The organism is Symmachiella macrocystis, from assembly GCF_007860075.1.
Lineage (GTDB): Bacteria > Planctomycetota > Planctomycetia > Planctomycetales > Planctomycetaceae > Symmachiella > Symmachiella macrocystis.
Genome location: NZ_SJPP01000003.1, coordinates 746,930 through 762,663, shown reverse-complemented (window position 1 = coordinate 762,663; position 15,734 = coordinate 746,930). Strand labels below are relative to the sequence as shown.

Genomic DNA, 15,734 nt, shown 5'->3' with positions numbered 1-15,734 from the left:
GATTCTCCCGGCTATTTCGGTTTGGACTCCGGTTCCGGCTTCGACTCCTCTTTCGTCTCGGGCACTTTCGCATCTTCCTTTTTGGCGACTTCGTCGTTGTCACCATTTTCTTTAGCAGGCGTCGTCGGTTTCGGTGGTTCGACACCGTCGATCTTGGCTGCTAAGTAGGCGACCGCCGCTTCGAGTTGCCGGTCAGCGAATGTTTCTTTCGATTCTTCGCCTTTGTCTTCATCATCGCTTGGTTTGAATAGTTCTCGCTCAGCGAGATGGCTATGCAAATTCCCGATTTCCCGGTCTCCCAGGCGGATTTTATAGTCCTCATCCGGCATCACGCCCCATTCATCTTCTTCCTTGGCGCCGGGGAAACGATGGATATTTTTGCCGCTGGGACGATGGTAACTGGCCGTTGTCAGTTTCAACGCACTATCGTCATAGTCGAGATTGATGACGTTTTGTACGCTCCCTTTGCCCCACGTTCGCTCGCCGATGATCAGCGCTCGTTTGTGGTCTTGGAGACAGGCGGAAACAATTTCGCTCGCCGAAGCGCTATAGCGATTCACCAAGATCACCATGGGGAAGTCGCTGTATGTCCCTTGCTTTTTCGCCGAAAAGACCTGCTCCTGCGTATTGCGGCCTTTGGTGCTGACGATTTTTCCCTCTTCGACGAACATGTCGGAGATTTCCGTGGCCACCGAAAGTAACCCGCCGGGATTGAAACGCAGATCCAAGATCAATCCTTTGATTCCCTCCTCAGACAAGGTTTCCATCGTCTCTTTGAGCTCTTCGTAGGAATTGCGGCTGAAGGTCGTCAGATGTAGATAAGCGATCTTGTGTTCTTCATCGACAAAATAGCTCCAGCTACCATCTTCTTTGTAGCTCATACCCCGCACGGTGGCGACGCGGATGATGTCGCGGACGATGGTGACTTCCACCGGTTCGGTTTCGCCGCGATGCAGAACTTTGATTTTGACCGGTTCACCCGGCTGGCCGCGGAGGAGTTTGACGGCGTCCTCGATGTCAAAGTTTTCGGTCGATTCGGTTTCGATGTCTGTGATGATGTCACCCGGTCTGACACCAGCTTTTTGCGCCGGGGCACCGGGAAGCGGGGCAGCAACCGTTAGACGATGCGTCGTGGGGTCGAGTGTGACTTGAATACCGATTCCGCCGAATTGCTGTTCGACCGAATCGCTAAACGCCCGCAGGTTTTCCGGGCTGATATAATTCGAATACGGGTCGAGCTTGCGGAGCATGCCCTGAATGGCCGCTTCCATCAACTCGCGACGGTCGACCTCTTTGACATAATTTCGATCGATCTGTTCAAAACTGTCGACAAACAATTTGAACATCTCATAGTCTTTGTCCTTGATCTCTTTGGCAGTTTCCGCTTCTTTCGCGGGTTCGTCTGCAGAGACCGGGCCGACAAGTGCCATGGTGCTCAAAACCAAAACCCAAGCGACAATTAATGACTGACAACGCATTCACCGGACCTCCGAATCGGATGGCAAGAGCACTCCCCACGCCCAATGGCTTGGTTAGTTGTTATCATCGAAAATGGACGCGACACAATTGTGCAAGCGGCACACCTCGACATCACTACGATTGTAGGCAATCGCGGAAGATCAGGCAAGATTTGACGGTCTATGTTCTAAAACACGTCAATCGGCGGCTTGGGACACTCGTGAATTATCGACTCGCAGCAGCTGTCGGTCGCTGTGTGACCGGCTGAGAAACCGATCGGGATGCACCGGTCGCCTGCAAGGATGTTTTGCACGAGAATTCGGCGGGGAAGAGCTATCAAGCGGGGTGCTCTAGTCCGTTTCCCCAATCCTTGGTAACACCGGCGCGTTCGATTTGCTGTAGCGCGGCTTGGAAGATTCCCTCAGCGTCCAGCCCCAAATCGGCCAACAATTCGCCACGGTCACCATGCTCGACAAATTGATCGGAAATTCCCAAGCGGTGAATGTGGTCGGTGCGGTGTCCCTCGGCATTGGCTGCTTCCAGCACCGCCGAGCCAAATCCGCCAGCAAGCACGCCTTCTTCGACGGTCAGCACAAAGCCCGTCTCGTCGATGGCGCGAAAGATTGTCGCAGTATCGAGGGGTTTCGCAAATCTTGCATTCACCACGCCAATTTCGAGTCCTTCTTTACGCAGTCGCGCCGCCGCTTGAATAGAAGCAGCTAAGGTTGCTCCGAAGGCGACAATCGTGCCGTCCTCTCCCCATTCCAGAATCTCGGAGTGACCGAGTTCGACCGGGACAAAGGGGCGATCCACAAGGTCTGCACCGGTTTTTGGATAGCGAATTGAAACGGGACCGTTGTAATCCAAAGCAAAGTCGAGCATGGCGGAGACATCCTTCTCGTCTCCGGGCGCCATCACGACCATGTTGGGGAATAGTCGCATATACCCCACATCAAACACCCCGTGGTGAGTGGGGCCATCGGGTCCGCAGAGTCCGGCGCGGTCAAGACAAAACGTGACCGGCAGGTTTTGCAGGGCGACTTCCTGAAAAATCTGATCGAAACTGCGTTGCAGAAAGGTGCTGTAGATATCAACGACCGGCCGCGCTCCGGCTTTGGCCATACCGGCGGCGAAGGCCACCGCATGTCCTTCGCAAATGCCGGTGTCAAAAAATCGGTCGGGAAATTCAGAGCGGACCTTGCCCAGTTTGTTTCCTTCGCACATCGCCGCCGTCAACACCGAGACACGTTTGTCGCGACGCATAACGGCGTGAATGGCTTCGCTGGCCACATTGGTATAGGCGCGGCTGCTGCTCTTTTTGACCGAGACCACACTATCGTCGCCGTTGCGTTCAAAAGGAGGCGGCGTGTGAAACATCACGGGGTCTTCGGCAGCCGGTTTGAAGCCGTGCCCTTTCTCCGTGAAAACATGCAGCAGTACGGGACCATTGAGGTTTTTGACCATCTCGAGGTATTCCCGCAAGGTGGCCAAATCGTGCCCGTCGATTGGACCGATATACCGGAAACCCATTTCCTCAAACAGCATGCCACCATGCAGCGACGCTTTCAGGGCGTCCCTGGTTTGCACGAGTGCTTTTTCTACCGAACCGCCAACTAACGGAATCTGATTCAGGATCCAGGAAACATCTTTTTTGAATTCGCCATACAGCGGCGTGGTACGCGCTTTGTCCAGTGTTTTGCCCAATCCTCCCACGCGGGGGCAGATGCCCATTTCGTTGTCGTTGAGGATAACCAGCATGTCTTTTTTGAGTTCGGCGGCATTGTTCATCGCCTCGAACACAATCCCCGAGGGGAGCGCCCCATCGCCGATAACCGCGACCGCTTTGCGCTCGTCATGCCCCAGCAAGTCATCGCCGGTTTTCAGACCCAATACGGTGGAAACGCTGCTGCCGGCATGCCCGGTCATAAACAGGTCGTAGGGGCTTTCATTGGGATTGGGAAATCCCATCAATCCTCCCTTGCGACGCATGGTGGGGAATTCGTGATAGCGGCCGGTGATTAATTTGTGTGGATACACTTGGTGGCCGGTATCCCAGATCAGCCGGTCTTGTGAAAAGTCGTAGACTAGATGCAGGGCGATGCACAGTTCCACGACACCCAAATTGCTGGCAAAGTGAGCGGTCCGATCAGAAACGACCGTACACAATGCTTCCCGAATCTCAGCCGCCAATTGTGTCAATTGGTCGTCGCTGAATTTAGCCAAATCCTTCGGCGAATCAATCGTAGAAAGCAATTCATTCATCAAGTGTATCGTCCGTCTGGGGTTTCCAGTTTATCAGTGAAAAATCCGATACGAGCATCGAGCCCGATTTATCGTTCTTCGCATCCGACCCATTTAGGTAAAGGCATCGCTTTAGTGGTCTCTTTCTAAAACAAAACGGGCCAATGCATCCAATCGCTGACCACGATTACCAAACATTTCCACATTGCGGCATGCCTGATTGATGAGGCTGCGGGCCCGGTTTTGGCTTTCCTCGATACCCAAGAGCGCCGGGTAGGTTAATTTTCCTTGTGCAACATCTTTGCCCGTACTTTTGCCTAAGGTCTTTGCGTCTCCGGCAATGTCCAACAGGTCGTCGGTGATCTGAAACGCCAAGCCGAGGCATTGTCCGTAGCTGGTCAGAGCTTGGAATGCGTTATCGTCCGCCTGAGCAATGCGACCGCCCAACGTGAGCGCACTGGTGAGCAAGCGGCCAGTCTTGCGGCGGTGGATTTGTTCCAATTGTTCCAATGTCGGTGTTTCAAAAGTCTCTGCTTCCAGGTCGGCAATTTGGCCTCCCACCATACCCGCACGTCCGGCAGCGGAGGCCAAATCGGCACAACATGCGGCTGCGATTCGCGGGGGTTTAACGTCACGCGCCAGCACTTCAAACGCTAATGTCAACAATGCGTCGCCAGCCAAAATCGCGGTGGCTTCTCCATGCACCACGTGATTGGTCGGGCGACCGCGCCGTAGGTCGTCATCGTCCATTGCGGGCAAGTCATCGTGAATCAGCGAGTAGGTGTGCACCATTTCGATTGCGCAGGCTGCCGGCATGGCCGCAGCCGTATCGCCTCCACACGCTTCGCAGGCTAACAATACTAAAATCGGACGTAGTCGTTTTCCCCCAGCCATGAGACTGTAGCACATAGCCTGCGCCAATTGCTCAGGACAGTCGGGCGCACTCTCAACGTACTGCTCCAGGGCAGTTTCGACGTCGGTTCGAAGTGCGTTCCAAGACTCGTGGAGTAAAACTGCCGATTTGGCCATAGGGGCGTTCACGTTCCCGTGTAGGACACAAGGAATCCTTTCCGGACTCCACCGATGGTCGTTTTCATTCTTAAATCGTGCCGCAATCATGGCTGAGATAACCATCTGTGATTGTACAGTTTAGGGTGTCCGACGCAAACTGAGTCGACGGGAAACTTCGGGTAACAAGTTAGAACGAAGTCCGATTACGGGATCCGCACAAACTTAACACCCGGATTTCGCACGGGGAATTAACTGGACTTTGCATTACAAAGTAAGCGTCCGAGGAATTCTACGCAAGAGGGATCTGCAGAATACTGGGGATTTAGGTCACTAAATGACGTTTCTCATACCAACAGTCAGGCCATTACTGCCCTGTCAGGCTTGGGCTTCGGTTGCCACCGCCAAAGCCACTTTGCAGGCATCCAAGAATGCAGCAACGTCTAAAGTTTCGTTGACTGTGTGCGGATTCATCTGTCCACAGCCGAAGGTGACGGTCGGCAATCCCCGCGCGGTCAGCCAATTGGCGTCCAATCCTCCATTGGCAATCCGGGGCTGACCTTGCAGTCCGACCGATTCCAGAGCCGTATAGGCGGCTTGGACCACGGGAGTGTCTTCCTCGAGTCGGAAGGATTCGTATTTGAGGTCAGCCTGGAATTCGATGCGGCCGGTTTTGCCGGAATCGTTTTTGGTGGAACGGCAAGCACGCCGAAATGCCTGTTCGATCTCTTTGACAATCCGGGAGCGAAATTTAGGATTGTGACTCCGGGCTTCGGCGCGAATTGATAATGTGGGCATCACCACATTCGTAGCGGCGCCTCCCTCTATCACGCCGATATTGCTTGTCCCGGCCTGCTTGCCTTTTTGCACCAAGCCCAACCACCCGCCGGCCTCGAGATCAGCGATTGCTTTGGCGGCAATGACCGCCGCACTGACCCCTTGTTCGGGATGGACGCCGGCATGGCTGGCGATCCCCTCGATCTGGATTTCGATCAGAAAATCACCGGTCGCCCCAATACAGACCATCTCCGCCGCGTAGCCGTCCCAGTTGAAGCAGAGTTTGGGGTTCCCCAATTTGGATAGGCTCGCGTTGCGGGCGCCCCATAAACCGATTTCTTCTTGAACAGGCCACAGGAGCGTCAACGGAGGGTGCGGTAATTTTTGCTTGATCAATTCGATGGCTGTGTTCAACACTACCGTAGCGCCGGCGCGGTCATCGGCCCCCAGAGCCGTATTCGCATCGCGGGAGGTCACGAAGTTCCCTTTACGCACCGGCCGCGCGCCGACGCAGAGCGGAACCGTGTCTATATGCGCCATAAGCAGCCGTCGCGGACCACGGATGGTTCCCGGGAGTTTGACGATCAAGTTTCCGCGCTCTCCACCGATCGGGCTTTTTTTGTGCGTGGTGTCAGCAGTAATCGCACGCGCGGGGACTCCGGCTGCCCGCAGTTGATCGATGATGAAATCGGCGGCAAGCGATTCTTCACCGCTCTTTCCGGGAATAGCCATCAATTGCATCACAAGATCGATGGCATTTTTCTTGTCAATTTTAAATGAAGGAGATGACATAGCTGGAGCATCCATTGCAGGTTAAGTAACGATTGGGTGGAGTCATAAAAAAAACGGCGGGGCGAGTCCCACCGTTTTTCACGTGAATCAACGGGTCACGGCCCGCTTGTGTCCACAACTGAGGTTGAATGTTGCTGGGATCGATTCATTGCGCGGCACCCGCAATCAATCAGATTTCCTCAGACCAAGACATCAACCGGCGTTGGGAAGACTATTTCGTCAACTTATACAGCTTTGCGTCGCCATCGTAGATCACATCCTTGGATTCCTTCATTTTCGCCAATGTCTGATAAATCATGGGACGAAAATTTTTACTGGTGGTCTTGTAGCCAGTGGCTAAGACAGCGGTTTCGATCTCGGCGGTCGGAAGCCCTTTTTTGTGCTTAGCGAGCACGGTTGCGACTACGGAGGTCAATGAGACCGAGTTGCGTGCGCGGCGACGTTTGCGTTTTGGCTTGGCAACGACTTTCGATCGGGAAACGCGACCGGTCCCTGCACCCGATCCGTTGACGCTGTGGATTTCACGATCCAACTGGGCGATCTGATCTTGCAGATTCCGCCGCTTCTCGATCAGAGTTTCCAGCTGCGTCATACGCTGTTGTAATAGGTTTTCTAAATCAGTAACGGACAACTTCTTCTTTTTCTTAGCCATCATTCGCTTTCTTCGTGATCTCGTGCCTGCTTAATTCCATACCTTTAGTGCAATTAACCTTGTTGCGAGCGGGAGTGTAGTGGCTGGTTGCGGGTATTCACTAGTGAGCGAATGAGCACTAATCGTGAATCTCCCGACATGTATACTCAGTTCTCCCACTTGGATAGCGACTTGCATGTCGTTCGCGATGCAAGTGGGCATGGTCTGTGTATATTAATGATACGGTGCGTTCCCTGGTTGCGACATAGGATTAACTACTATGCCCTAATCAGGACTGGATAGGGGACCGTTATCCAGGATTGGCTAACCAGCGGCAGGCGTCTTTGGCGTGGTAGGTGAGGATCATGTCGGCACCCGCGCGCTTGATCGAAGTTAAGACCTCCATCGCGACACGCTGCTCATCAATCCAACCATTGGCCGCAGCAGCTTTCAGCATCGCGAATTCGCCGCTGACGTTGTATGCCGCTAGCGGAATGCTGGGGTGCGCCTGTTTCACACGTTGGATCACATCCAAATAACTAAGCGCCGGTTTGACCATCAACATGTCCGCGCCCTCTTGGACATCCAAGAGCACTTCACGAAGTGCCTCGGCGCCATTGGCCGGGTCCATTTGATAGGTACGTCGGTCGCCAAACGTTGGGGCACTTTCGGCCGCTTCGCGAAACGGTCCATAGAACCCCGACGAATACTTGGCTGCATAGCTGAGGATCGGCAAGTGTGTAAAACCAGCTTCGTCCAGCCCTTGCCGCAGCGCGACGATCATCCCGTCCATCATGCCGCTGGGAGCGATGACATCGGCACCGGCTCGGGCGTGGCTGACCGCTTGTTTCACCAAGATTTCCAAAGTCGCATCATTATCGACATCCGTCTGGCCGGTTTTCTCATTGATGATGCCGCAATGGCCGTGCTCGGTGAATTCGCAGAAACAGACGTCGGTCATAACCAACAGCATCGACCCGGCGGATTTAATCGCACGCACCGCCTGTTGCACAATGCCGCCATCATCAAAGGCGTCGCTACCGACCGCATCTTTGTTTGCGGGAATTCCAAACAGAATGATCGCCGGGATTCCCAATGCCTCGATTTCGGTGACCTCGTCAGCCAATAAGTCGGTGGTGAGTTGAGCATGCCCCGGCATGGAAGAGATATCCACCCGCTGGTTTTCGCCGTGCCGCACGAACAATGGCAGAATAAAATCCTCTGGACGAAGGTGCGTCTCGCGGACGAGATCCCGCAATTTAGGATGAGTACGCAACCGCCGCATGCGGACGCCGGGAAACCCTGAGGAAGACGATGAAGACACGTTCGGGCCTGTTCTCTAATGTATTGATTTCAAGTCATGCGACACGCTTGGGCAATCAACGAATGCTGCGCTACCCGCATTTGGGCTTTTGAAAGGTCCCTGGGAAGGCCAAACCGACAAACGTTTTCCTTCTGCGTCAAAAGTCCTACATCGAAAGGTGCGTCGCGACGCATCCTACGTGATTGGATTGAGACCATGTCGTCAACCGGATAAATTGTAACGAACCTTTGCCCAGGTAGCCGGTGAAAATCCCAATATCATGCCTGCCTCTACCAATTGCCGATATGCCTGAGCGGTAATTTCGATGTTGGGTTCTGTGATCATATAAATCAGGTGTTCAAAAGCGATTCCCTGTTCGCCATGATCCACATAATCTCGAACAATCATCGCCCCGTCCTTCAAACCCGCTTGGTCTAATGTTGATTCAGCTTCAGGCGTCCCTGTTGTCGCAAAAAGTTTATTGAGTTGATGTTGAACCTCGTTTGCCACTGCGGTAATCGATTCGTCGACTAGCGAATTCATATCACTTATTCCGTAATTTCACATAGCGGTCGCGCTATTTCCTGCAGGTATGATTTCAACGTCTTTGCTGCTTTGGCGGCTTTGCGTGAGGTCTTTTTTAGCAGGAGTATCGGTCGTACTACGCGAGAAAGGTGCGACGCGACGCATCCTACGGCATTGGGGATACCTGTGGGCACATTTGCGGACTTTGTTTTCGGGTTTTGTGTGGAGCATAAACCTACCATTTATCCTAGTCGGTTTTGGGGCCAATTTGCCACGTTGCGGTGGTTTCTCTTCCTTTTGCCTCACCAGTGCTGTTAAAATGGAGCCCACGCTAGAAAGACATCATAGCGACCCTCCCTCCTGAATTCCCACCCCGCAGCCAACCATTGGTGATCCCACCATGCAACGATTTTGCTTCCTATTCACCGGACTAATCCTTTTCACAGCCACGGTTCCGTTGTCCGCAACGGCCGGTGACGAACTGTCTGGTTTGTCGATCGCGCCCGGTGAAGTCGTCCTGCGTGGGCGTGGTGTTCGCCAACAGTTGATTGTGGCCGGCGAAACCGGCGGCAAACAACAGGACCTCACGCGTGACGTCGAGTTTCTTTCGCTGACTCCTGAAATTGTGGAAGTCAACGAGCAGGGGATCGTGACCGGCTTGAAGGATGGCGCAGGCAAGATCGTCGCCCAAAAAGACGGACACAAAGTGGAAGTCGCCGTGCAGGTTGTGAACGCCGATGCGCAACCGACTCCGACCTTAGAACTCGATATCATCCCGATCTTCACCCGCGCCGGATGCAATGCGGGCGCCTGTCATGGCAAAGCACGCGGCCAAAACGGATTTCAACTTTCCTTGCTGGGATTCGATGCCGATTTTGATTCCGACGCGTTAAAAGCTGAAGCGCGCGGCCGACGTTTGTTCTTAGCCGCTCCAGAATCCAGCTTGCTGTTGCGCAAGGCTGCGGCGATTGAACCGCATGGTGGTGGCAAACGGTTGGAGCCTGACGGGGATGATTTTGCCATGCTTGCCCGTTGGGTAGCGGCCGGTTTGCCACGTTCGACGGTCGATGATCCCGTGTTGAAAAACGTGACCGTCACCCCCACCGAACGCAAGATGCGGCCTGAAGAGCAGCAACAGTTGATTGTCACCGCACATTATTCCGATGGCTCGACCCGCGATGTTACGCGCTTGGCTCAATATCAATCCAACGAGGGGGCTGTGGTCGGCGTCGATGAACAAGGCCTCGTCAAAGCAGGGCCGATTCCCGGCGAAGCGGCCATCATGGCGCGGTATATGGGCGAGATTGCCATTGCTGACATTATGATTCCGCTTGAAGGCGACGTGCCGCCGGAATTCTATGCACAACTCCCGCGCAACAATTTCATCGACCAGCATGTTTGGAATAAATTGCAGCGGTTGGGAATCACTCCGTCGCCGCCGGCCGAGGACGCCAAATTTTTGCGGCGGGCCTATTTGGACATCATTGGTTGTGTACCGACGCCGGAGGAAATTCGCAGCTTTCTGAATGACTCGTCACCCGACAAACGCGTCGCAGTCGTGGACCGGCTGTTGGCGCGGCCGGAATATGCCAATCATTGGGCCAACAAATGGGCTGACTTGCTGCGGCCCAATCCGTATCGCGTCGGCATCAAAGCAGTGATGAACTACGATGCGTGGATTCGCGATGCGTTCATCAAAAACAAACCGTACGATGAATTTGTCCAAGATCTGCTCACCGCGCGAGGCGGCACATTTCGCAATGGAGCGGTCACGATGTTTCGCGACCGTCGTTCGCCGGATGAATTGACCACGATTGTCAGCCAGTTGTTTTTAGGGGTCCGGCTGGAATGTGCTAAATGCCATCACCATCCCTTCGAAATCTGGGGGCAGGACGATTTCTACAGTTTCGCCGCCTACTTCGCCAAGGTGGGACACAAAGGAACCGGCTTGTCGCCGCCGATTTCCGGTAGTGAAGAGTTGATCTATGCTAAAGAGAGCGGGGCGGTGAAGCATCCACTCACGGGAGCGGTGATGCCGCCGCGTCCGTTGTTTGGCGAAGCCCCGGAGATCGACCCCGATGGAGACCCCCGCGAGGCATTGGCCAGCTGGATCACTTCGGATGAGAATCATTTCTTCGCCGAGGTTATGGCGAATCGCATTTGGGCCGACATGATGGGCCGCGGCATCGTCGAACCGGTCGACGACCTGCGGGGCACGAATCCTCCCACAAATGCAGCGCTGCTTGCCGCCTTGGCCGAGGACTTTCGTGAACACGATTACGACATCAAACACTTGATCCGCAGCATCGCGACGTCGCATGTGTACGGCTTGAGTTCCATGCCCGGGGAACGCAACGTGGCTGATACGCGGAACTATTCGCGGTATTACCGCAAACGGTTGCGAGCGGAGGTACTGTTGGATGCGGTGTGTGATATCACCGATGTCCCCGAGACATTCTCAGCGATGCCTACCGGTTCGCGCGCCAATCAGATTTGGTCGCATCGTGTCGGTTCGCTGTTTCTGGATGCTTTTGGCCGCCCCGATCCCAACCAGGATCCCCCTTGTGAACGGACACCCGACACGACCGTGGTGCAGACCTTGCATCTCATGAATGCACCCCGCTTGCACGAGAAAGTCACCAGTGACGACGGGCGGGTGGCCAAGTTAGCGGCCTCGGAGAAATCCCCGCAAGAGATTGTGACGGACCTTTACTTGCTGATCTATGGTCGCAATCCGAACGAAGAAGAATTGCAGTTCGGTGGGAAGCTGATCAGCGAAAACGACCGTCGCAAAGCGGTGGAGGACTTGGCCTGGGCCTTGCTCAACACGCCCGAATTCCTGTTTAAAGATTGATGACTGCGTTGGTCACGGCGACGACTGGTTCTAGTGCCGATGGCACTTTCGTGTGACGGCGTTTGGGCGTTCTTATGAATGGGACGCTGGCTGGAACGCCGCCTAACTCTGCGGCCACGAAATGAATATTGCTCTATTGAAAGACAGCGGTATGCGACTTTGTTTTTGGCGACAATCGTTCATCCTGGTCCTGTTTTTGACCGGCTTGACCGCTGCGGATTTGTTCGCAGCCAAGCCGGAGTTGAGCTATTTGCACCCCGCCGGTGCGCAGCGGGGAACAACGGTCTCGGTCGAAGCCGCCGGTAAAAACGCGTCTTGGCCGCCGAAAGTGTTAACCGACCGCGCGGGAATTACGGTTGAGCCCGAGAAGGACAAAGGCAAACTCAAAATCACCGTCGATTCAGACGCCGTTCCGGGCGTCTATTGGGTCCGCTTGCACAACGACGAAGGCGCATCGCCGTTGCGGCCGTTTGTCGTCGGCACGCTGCCTGAAATGAATGAGAAAGAACCGAACAACGACTACCGCGAACCGCAATTGCTGGAAACATCGACTGTTATCGTCAATGGACGGATCAACGGGAGTAGCGATGTCGATACCTTCGCCGTGAAGCTTGCCGCTGGGCAGACGCTGGTCGCTTCGATGGCGGCCAATGAAGTGCTTGGTTCACCGATGGATGCGATTTTAGAAGTGACCTCGCCCAATGGTTTTCGGTTGGCATTCAACCACGATACATATAACCTCGACCCGCAGGTGGTGTTCACCGCGCAAGAGGCGGGTACGTACTTGGTGCGTTCGTTCGCATTTCCTTCGAAACCGAACCAGTCGATCAGTTTTTCCGCTTCGGCCAGTTATGTTTATCGGTTGACGCTCACGACGGCGGCGTTTGTGGATCATGCGTTTCCGTTGGCCGCCTCGCAAAATCATCCCACTGAGATCGAATTACGGGGTTGGAACATTCCGCAACCGGTCCGTTTTTACACCGTGCCTTCGTCCAGTAGCTTACAGGATGTTGCTCCGCTGTTTCATCCGGAATTAGGAAATACCGCGTTGATCAAGACCGTTCCGCATGCTGTGACGGTCGAGTCAGCCGTGAACGATGCGCAGCATCCGCAACCCATCAAGCTGCCCATGACGATTTCCGGTTCCATCTCCGAAGAACGGGACGAGGATTGGTATCAGTTCACCGCCAAGAAAGGTCAAAGGGTCGAATTCCGTGCCGAATCGTGGGCATTGGGTTTTCCGTTGGACCCGTTGATTCGCCTGACTGACGCTGCCGGCAAACGATTGGCACAGGTCGATGACATTAACCGCAGCCAGCGCGATGCGGTCTTGGCTCATACGATTCCCGCCGACGGGGATTATCGCTTGATGATTCGCGACCTGAACCGTGATGGCGGATTTCGCTACGTCTATCGTCTCACTGGCATCCTTCCGCAGGCCGACTTTAATCTGAAGCTCGCAGCCGATGCCTTTACGCTCACGCCGGGAACAGCATTAGAAATTCCTGTGACTGTGGGGCGATTGCATGGCTACGGGGGTGAAATCAGCATCACTGCCGTCGATCTTCCCGCCGGCGTGACAGCGACGACTGTTGTCTCGAAGAAAAAAGGGGATACGGCCAAGTCGGTCAAGCTGCAACTGACTTCGGACGCCGGACCGGTCAGCGGGCCGATTCGTATCGTGGGGACGGTGGCCGGGGAAACACCGCTCAGCCGCACCGCCGAAGCGACCATCACCGGTTTTACGGCAACGACCGCAGCACCTTGGCTGACGGTGTTGAAACCGGCCGAGACGAAGTAGTCGAGCCGCCCAACTACGCCCCGTTTCATTTGCGAGATTCCGCGATCGTCCTGCGCGCCACGGTGGAAAGATCGACGCGATATCCGTAATAGTATAGCTGGTTGCACATCGCAGCAGGCGTTTGTTACGTCGTTCTCTTTCCCGTCTCACAGATCGTGTCTTCATCATGGGAGGGCGAGGCTCCCGCCGAGCCGCGATGGACCAAGACGCTTACCAAAACCATTGGGTGGCTGCACGCCAAGTGGAAAAAGCGGCTCAGCAGGAGCTTCGCCTTCCCGCTGTGCTGATAGACAATCACGAAAACTTCTTTTGAAAACATCCTTTCAGGATTCATCGACTTCTCATGCAAAACATTCCACGATTGCCGCTGCGTTTTTGCCATGTTATTACCCTGCTTTTTGTGGGGGCCCTGTTCTCAATCGGTTGTGGGCAGTCGGGTGAAGATGGCGCAGCCTCGAAAGACAGCTCCGACGAAATCGTCATCGCCATGATGCCCAAGTTAGTGGGCATTGATTATTTTGTGGCTTGCGAAAAAGGGGCGCAAAAGGCGGCCGATGAGTTGGGGGTCAAGCTGATCTATGACGGACCCGCCACACCCAGCGGCGAAGAGCAGAATAATTACATCGATACGTGGATTCGCAACGGCGTCGATGCGATTTGCATTGCGCCCAACCAACCCAAACGGATCAAGCCGTTTGTCGATAAAGCGCGGGCTGCGGGAATTACGGTCCTCACCTGGGACAGCGACGCGCCTGATAGCGGTCGGCAATACATGGTCAACCAAGTCGATGACAAAGTGCTTGGCGAATCGCTGATGGATGAGATTGCTCGGCAGATGAACGAGGAAGGGGAGTGGGCGATTGCGATCGCCAGTCTCGACGCTGCCAATTTAAATACTTGGCGTAGCTATGCCGAAGCGCGAGCGGCGGAAAAATATCCCAAGCTGAAATTGGTCGAAACCGTCATCACCAAAGAGAACGAAACCGAGGCGGCGCAAAAAGTCGGTACGCTGCTGAACGCGCACCCGAACCTGAAAGGGATCATCGCCTTTGATTCCAATTCCGTTCCTGGAGCAGCTGAAGCCATCAAACGCGCCGGCAAGATCGGCCAAGTTGCTCTGACGGGCAATTCGACGCCCGGAAAAATGCGGCCCTATATGAAAGAGGGAGTCCTGGAAAGTTTCTTCCTCTGGGATCCCAACGCCTTGGGCGAACTGACCGTCCGCATCGCCAAGGCAGCTGTTGAAGGACAGGAACTCAAAGAAGGGGACGAGATCACCGGCTACGGCAACCTCCGCTTCAGTCCCCGCGACGATCAAACCATCATCCTTTCAGACCCGATCCGCTTCACAGCAGAGAATATCGACGAATACGATTTCGGCTTTTAGTCCGGCTTGAGAATCATGATGTGCAGGTTCTTAAGCCACAGATGAAACACAGATAAGAAATAAAAAGAGGATTTTCTCGGTCGCCAGCTCTGGATAGGAACGAGAGGTGCATAGCCTTGTTTTATTTTTTTCTTTTCTTATCCGTGTTAATCCGTGGCTCAATGTATTCCACAGCATTCAAAAAACGCAGATCGTTTGCAATACAGAAAGCCCGTCAGCCTGGCTGGCTTAGAATGGTGGTGGACGGTGCTGTGGAGCAAGGGGGAAGTGTTGCATTGCGAACGAGCCCGTCACTCGGGCTTTTCATGTTACCGGGGACTGTCTAAGATCAATTGTGTAAAGGCGGGGGGATCTCCTTGAGTGGGAGATACGGACAACAAGTTCGCGGCAACTTCCCCCAAACTCCTGAACGCAGTTAGATGCTAAGAGGCCATGCCTCATCGGCGGAGATGCATTTTGCACTAGGCATGCTGGGCCGGCGCTTGAAAGGGATGAAACGGGATGTTATCGCAAACGGTTGAATACGCACTGCGGGCGATTGTCTGCTTGGCGAATGAATCGCCATCTGCACAAACCAATGTGCAAATAGCCAAGGTGACTAAGGTTCCCGCCGCCTACTTATCGAAGGTGATGGCTAGTTTGAATCGTGCCGGACTGGTCCATTCGCAACGTGGCCCCAACGGTGGATTCACCTTGGCAAAAAAACCTGATGAGTTGGCGCTGTTGGAGGTCGTCAATGCCGTCGACCCCATTCGTCGCATCGAAACCTGCCCGCTGGATCTTCCGGGTCACGGGACGCGGCTTTGCCCGCTGCATCGCCGCATGGACAATGCCATTAAGACGGTCGAGCAGGCTTTTGCCAACACCACCTTGGCTGAGGTCTTAGCCGACTCGAATGGCAGCAAACCGCTGTGCGATACGTCGAATAACGACACCGTTAACCTCAGCTGATTGTTT

At 54.5% G+C, this 15,734-nt stretch carries 11 protein-coding genes; 4 read left to right on the top strand and 7 right to left on the bottom strand.

Going from position 1 to position 15,734, the window contains the following annotated elements:
- Positions 1-11: 11 nt before the first annotated feature.
- The 7 genes from CA54_RS26420 to CA54_RS26390 form a co-directional block, all read right to left on the bottom strand.
- The gene (locus CA54_RS26420) at positions 12-1,478 is read right to left on the bottom strand and encodes a S41 family peptidase (RefSeq protein WP_231963202.1); all 1,467 of its coding nucleotides are present in this window, start codon (positions 1,476-1,478) and stop codon (positions 12-14) included.
- Between the two features lie 316 nt (positions 1,479-1,794).
- Entirely contained in the window at positions 1,795-3,720 is a 1,926-nt protein-coding gene (gene dxs, locus CA54_RS26415) for a 1-deoxy-D-xylulose-5-phosphate synthase (RefSeq protein WP_146373984.1), read from the bottom strand.
- A 111-nt stretch (positions 3,721-3,831) separates the two neighbouring features.
- The gene (locus CA54_RS26410; RefSeq protein WP_146373983.1) at positions 3,832-4,728 is read right to left on the bottom strand and encodes a polyprenyl synthetase family protein; all 897 of its coding nucleotides are present in this window, start codon (positions 4,726-4,728) and stop codon (positions 3,832-3,834) included.
- A 357-nt stretch (positions 4,729-5,085) separates the two neighbouring features.
- Complete coding sequence (locus tag CA54_RS26405) at positions 5,086-6,276, bottom strand: M20/M25/M40 family metallo-hydrolase (protein ID WP_146373982.1); 1,191 nt, start codon at positions 6,274-6,276, stop codon at positions 5,086-5,088.
- 211 nt (positions 6,277-6,487) lie between these two features.
- Complete coding sequence (locus tag CA54_RS26400; RefSeq protein WP_146373981.1) at positions 6,488-6,931, bottom strand: hypothetical protein; 444 nt, start codon at positions 6,929-6,931, stop codon at positions 6,488-6,490.
- Positions 6,932-7,217: 286 nt separating this feature from the next.
- Positions 7,218-8,192, bottom strand: coding sequence for a porphobilinogen synthase (gene hemB, locus CA54_RS26395; protein WP_146374207.1), 975 nt, complete (start codon positions 8,190-8,192; stop codon positions 7,218-7,220).
- A 240-nt stretch (positions 8,193-8,432) separates the two neighbouring features.
- Positions 8,433-8,753 carry a MafI family immunity protein gene (locus CA54_RS26390; RefSeq protein WP_146373980.1) on the bottom strand — a complete coding sequence of 107 codons (321 nt, stop codon included), beginning with the start codon at positions 8,751-8,753 and terminating at the stop codon, positions 8,433-8,435.
- A gap of 382 nt (positions 8,754-9,135) precedes the next feature.
- On the opposite strand from CA54_RS26390, the gene CA54_RS26385 reads away from it, so the two are divergent.
- From CA54_RS26385 to CA54_RS26370, 4 genes are all read left to right on the top strand, one after another.
- Positions 9,136-11,589 carry a DUF1549 domain-containing protein gene (locus CA54_RS26385; protein ID WP_146373979.1) on the top strand — a complete coding sequence of 818 codons (2,454 nt, stop codon included), beginning with the start codon at positions 9,136-9,138 and terminating at the stop codon, positions 11,587-11,589.
- Between the two features lie 151 nt (positions 11,590-11,740).
- The gene (locus CA54_RS26380; protein WP_146373978.1) at positions 11,741-13,390 is read left to right on the top strand and encodes a PPC domain-containing protein; all 1,650 of its coding nucleotides are present in this window, start codon (positions 11,741-11,743) and stop codon (positions 13,388-13,390) included.
- Positions 13,391-13,733: 343 nt separating this feature from the next.
- A complete protein-coding gene (locus CA54_RS26375) occupies positions 13,734-14,777 on the top strand; it encodes a substrate-binding domain-containing protein (protein ID WP_146373977.1) in 1,044 nt (347 codons plus the stop codon).
- 501 nt (positions 14,778-15,278) lie between these two features.
- A complete protein-coding gene (locus CA54_RS26370; RefSeq protein WP_146373976.1) occupies positions 15,279-15,728 on the top strand; it encodes an RrF2 family transcriptional regulator in 450 nt (149 codons plus the stop codon).
- Positions 15,729-15,734 lie beyond the last annotated feature (6 nt).

Coding starts and splice junctions, on each gene's coding strand:
- CA54_RS26410 (WP_146373983.1), bottom strand. CDS start 4,728: ATGGCCAAATCGGCAGTTTTACTCCACGAGTCTTGGAACGCACTTCGA.
- CA54_RS26375 (WP_146373977.1), top strand. CDS start 13,734: ATGCAAAACATTCCACGATTGCCGCTGCGTTTTTGCCATGTTATTACC.
- CA54_RS26420 (WP_231963202.1), bottom strand. CDS start 1,478: ATGCGTTGTCAGTCATTAATTGTCGCTTGGGTTTTGGTTTTGAGCACC.
- CA54_RS26390 (WP_146373980.1), bottom strand. CDS start 8,753: ATGAATTCGCTAGTCGACGAATCGATTACCGCAGTGGCAAACGAGGTT.
- hemB (WP_146374207.1), bottom strand. CDS start 8,192: ATGCGGCGGTTGCGTACTCATCCTAAATTGCGGGATCTCGTCCGCGAG.
- dxs (WP_146373984.1), bottom strand. CDS start 3,720: ATGAATGAATTGCTTTCTACGATTGATTCGCCGAAGGATTTGGCTAAA.
- CA54_RS26385 (WP_146373979.1), top strand. CDS start 9,136: ATGCAACGATTTTGCTTCCTATTCACCGGACTAATCCTTTTCACAGCC.
- CA54_RS26400 (WP_146373981.1), bottom strand. CDS start 6,931: ATGATGGCTAAGAAAAAGAAGAAGTTGTCCGTTACTGATTTAGAAAAC.
- CA54_RS26380 (WP_146373978.1), top strand. CDS start 11,741: ATGCGACTTTGTTTTTGGCGACAATCGTTCATCCTGGTCCTGTTTTTG.
- CA54_RS26370 (WP_146373976.1), top strand. CDS start 15,279: ATGTTATCGCAAACGGTTGAATACGCACTGCGGGCGATTGTCTGCTTG.
- CA54_RS26405 (WP_146373982.1), bottom strand. CDS start 6,276: ATGTCATCTCCTTCATTTAAAATTGACAAGAAAAATGCCATCGATCTT.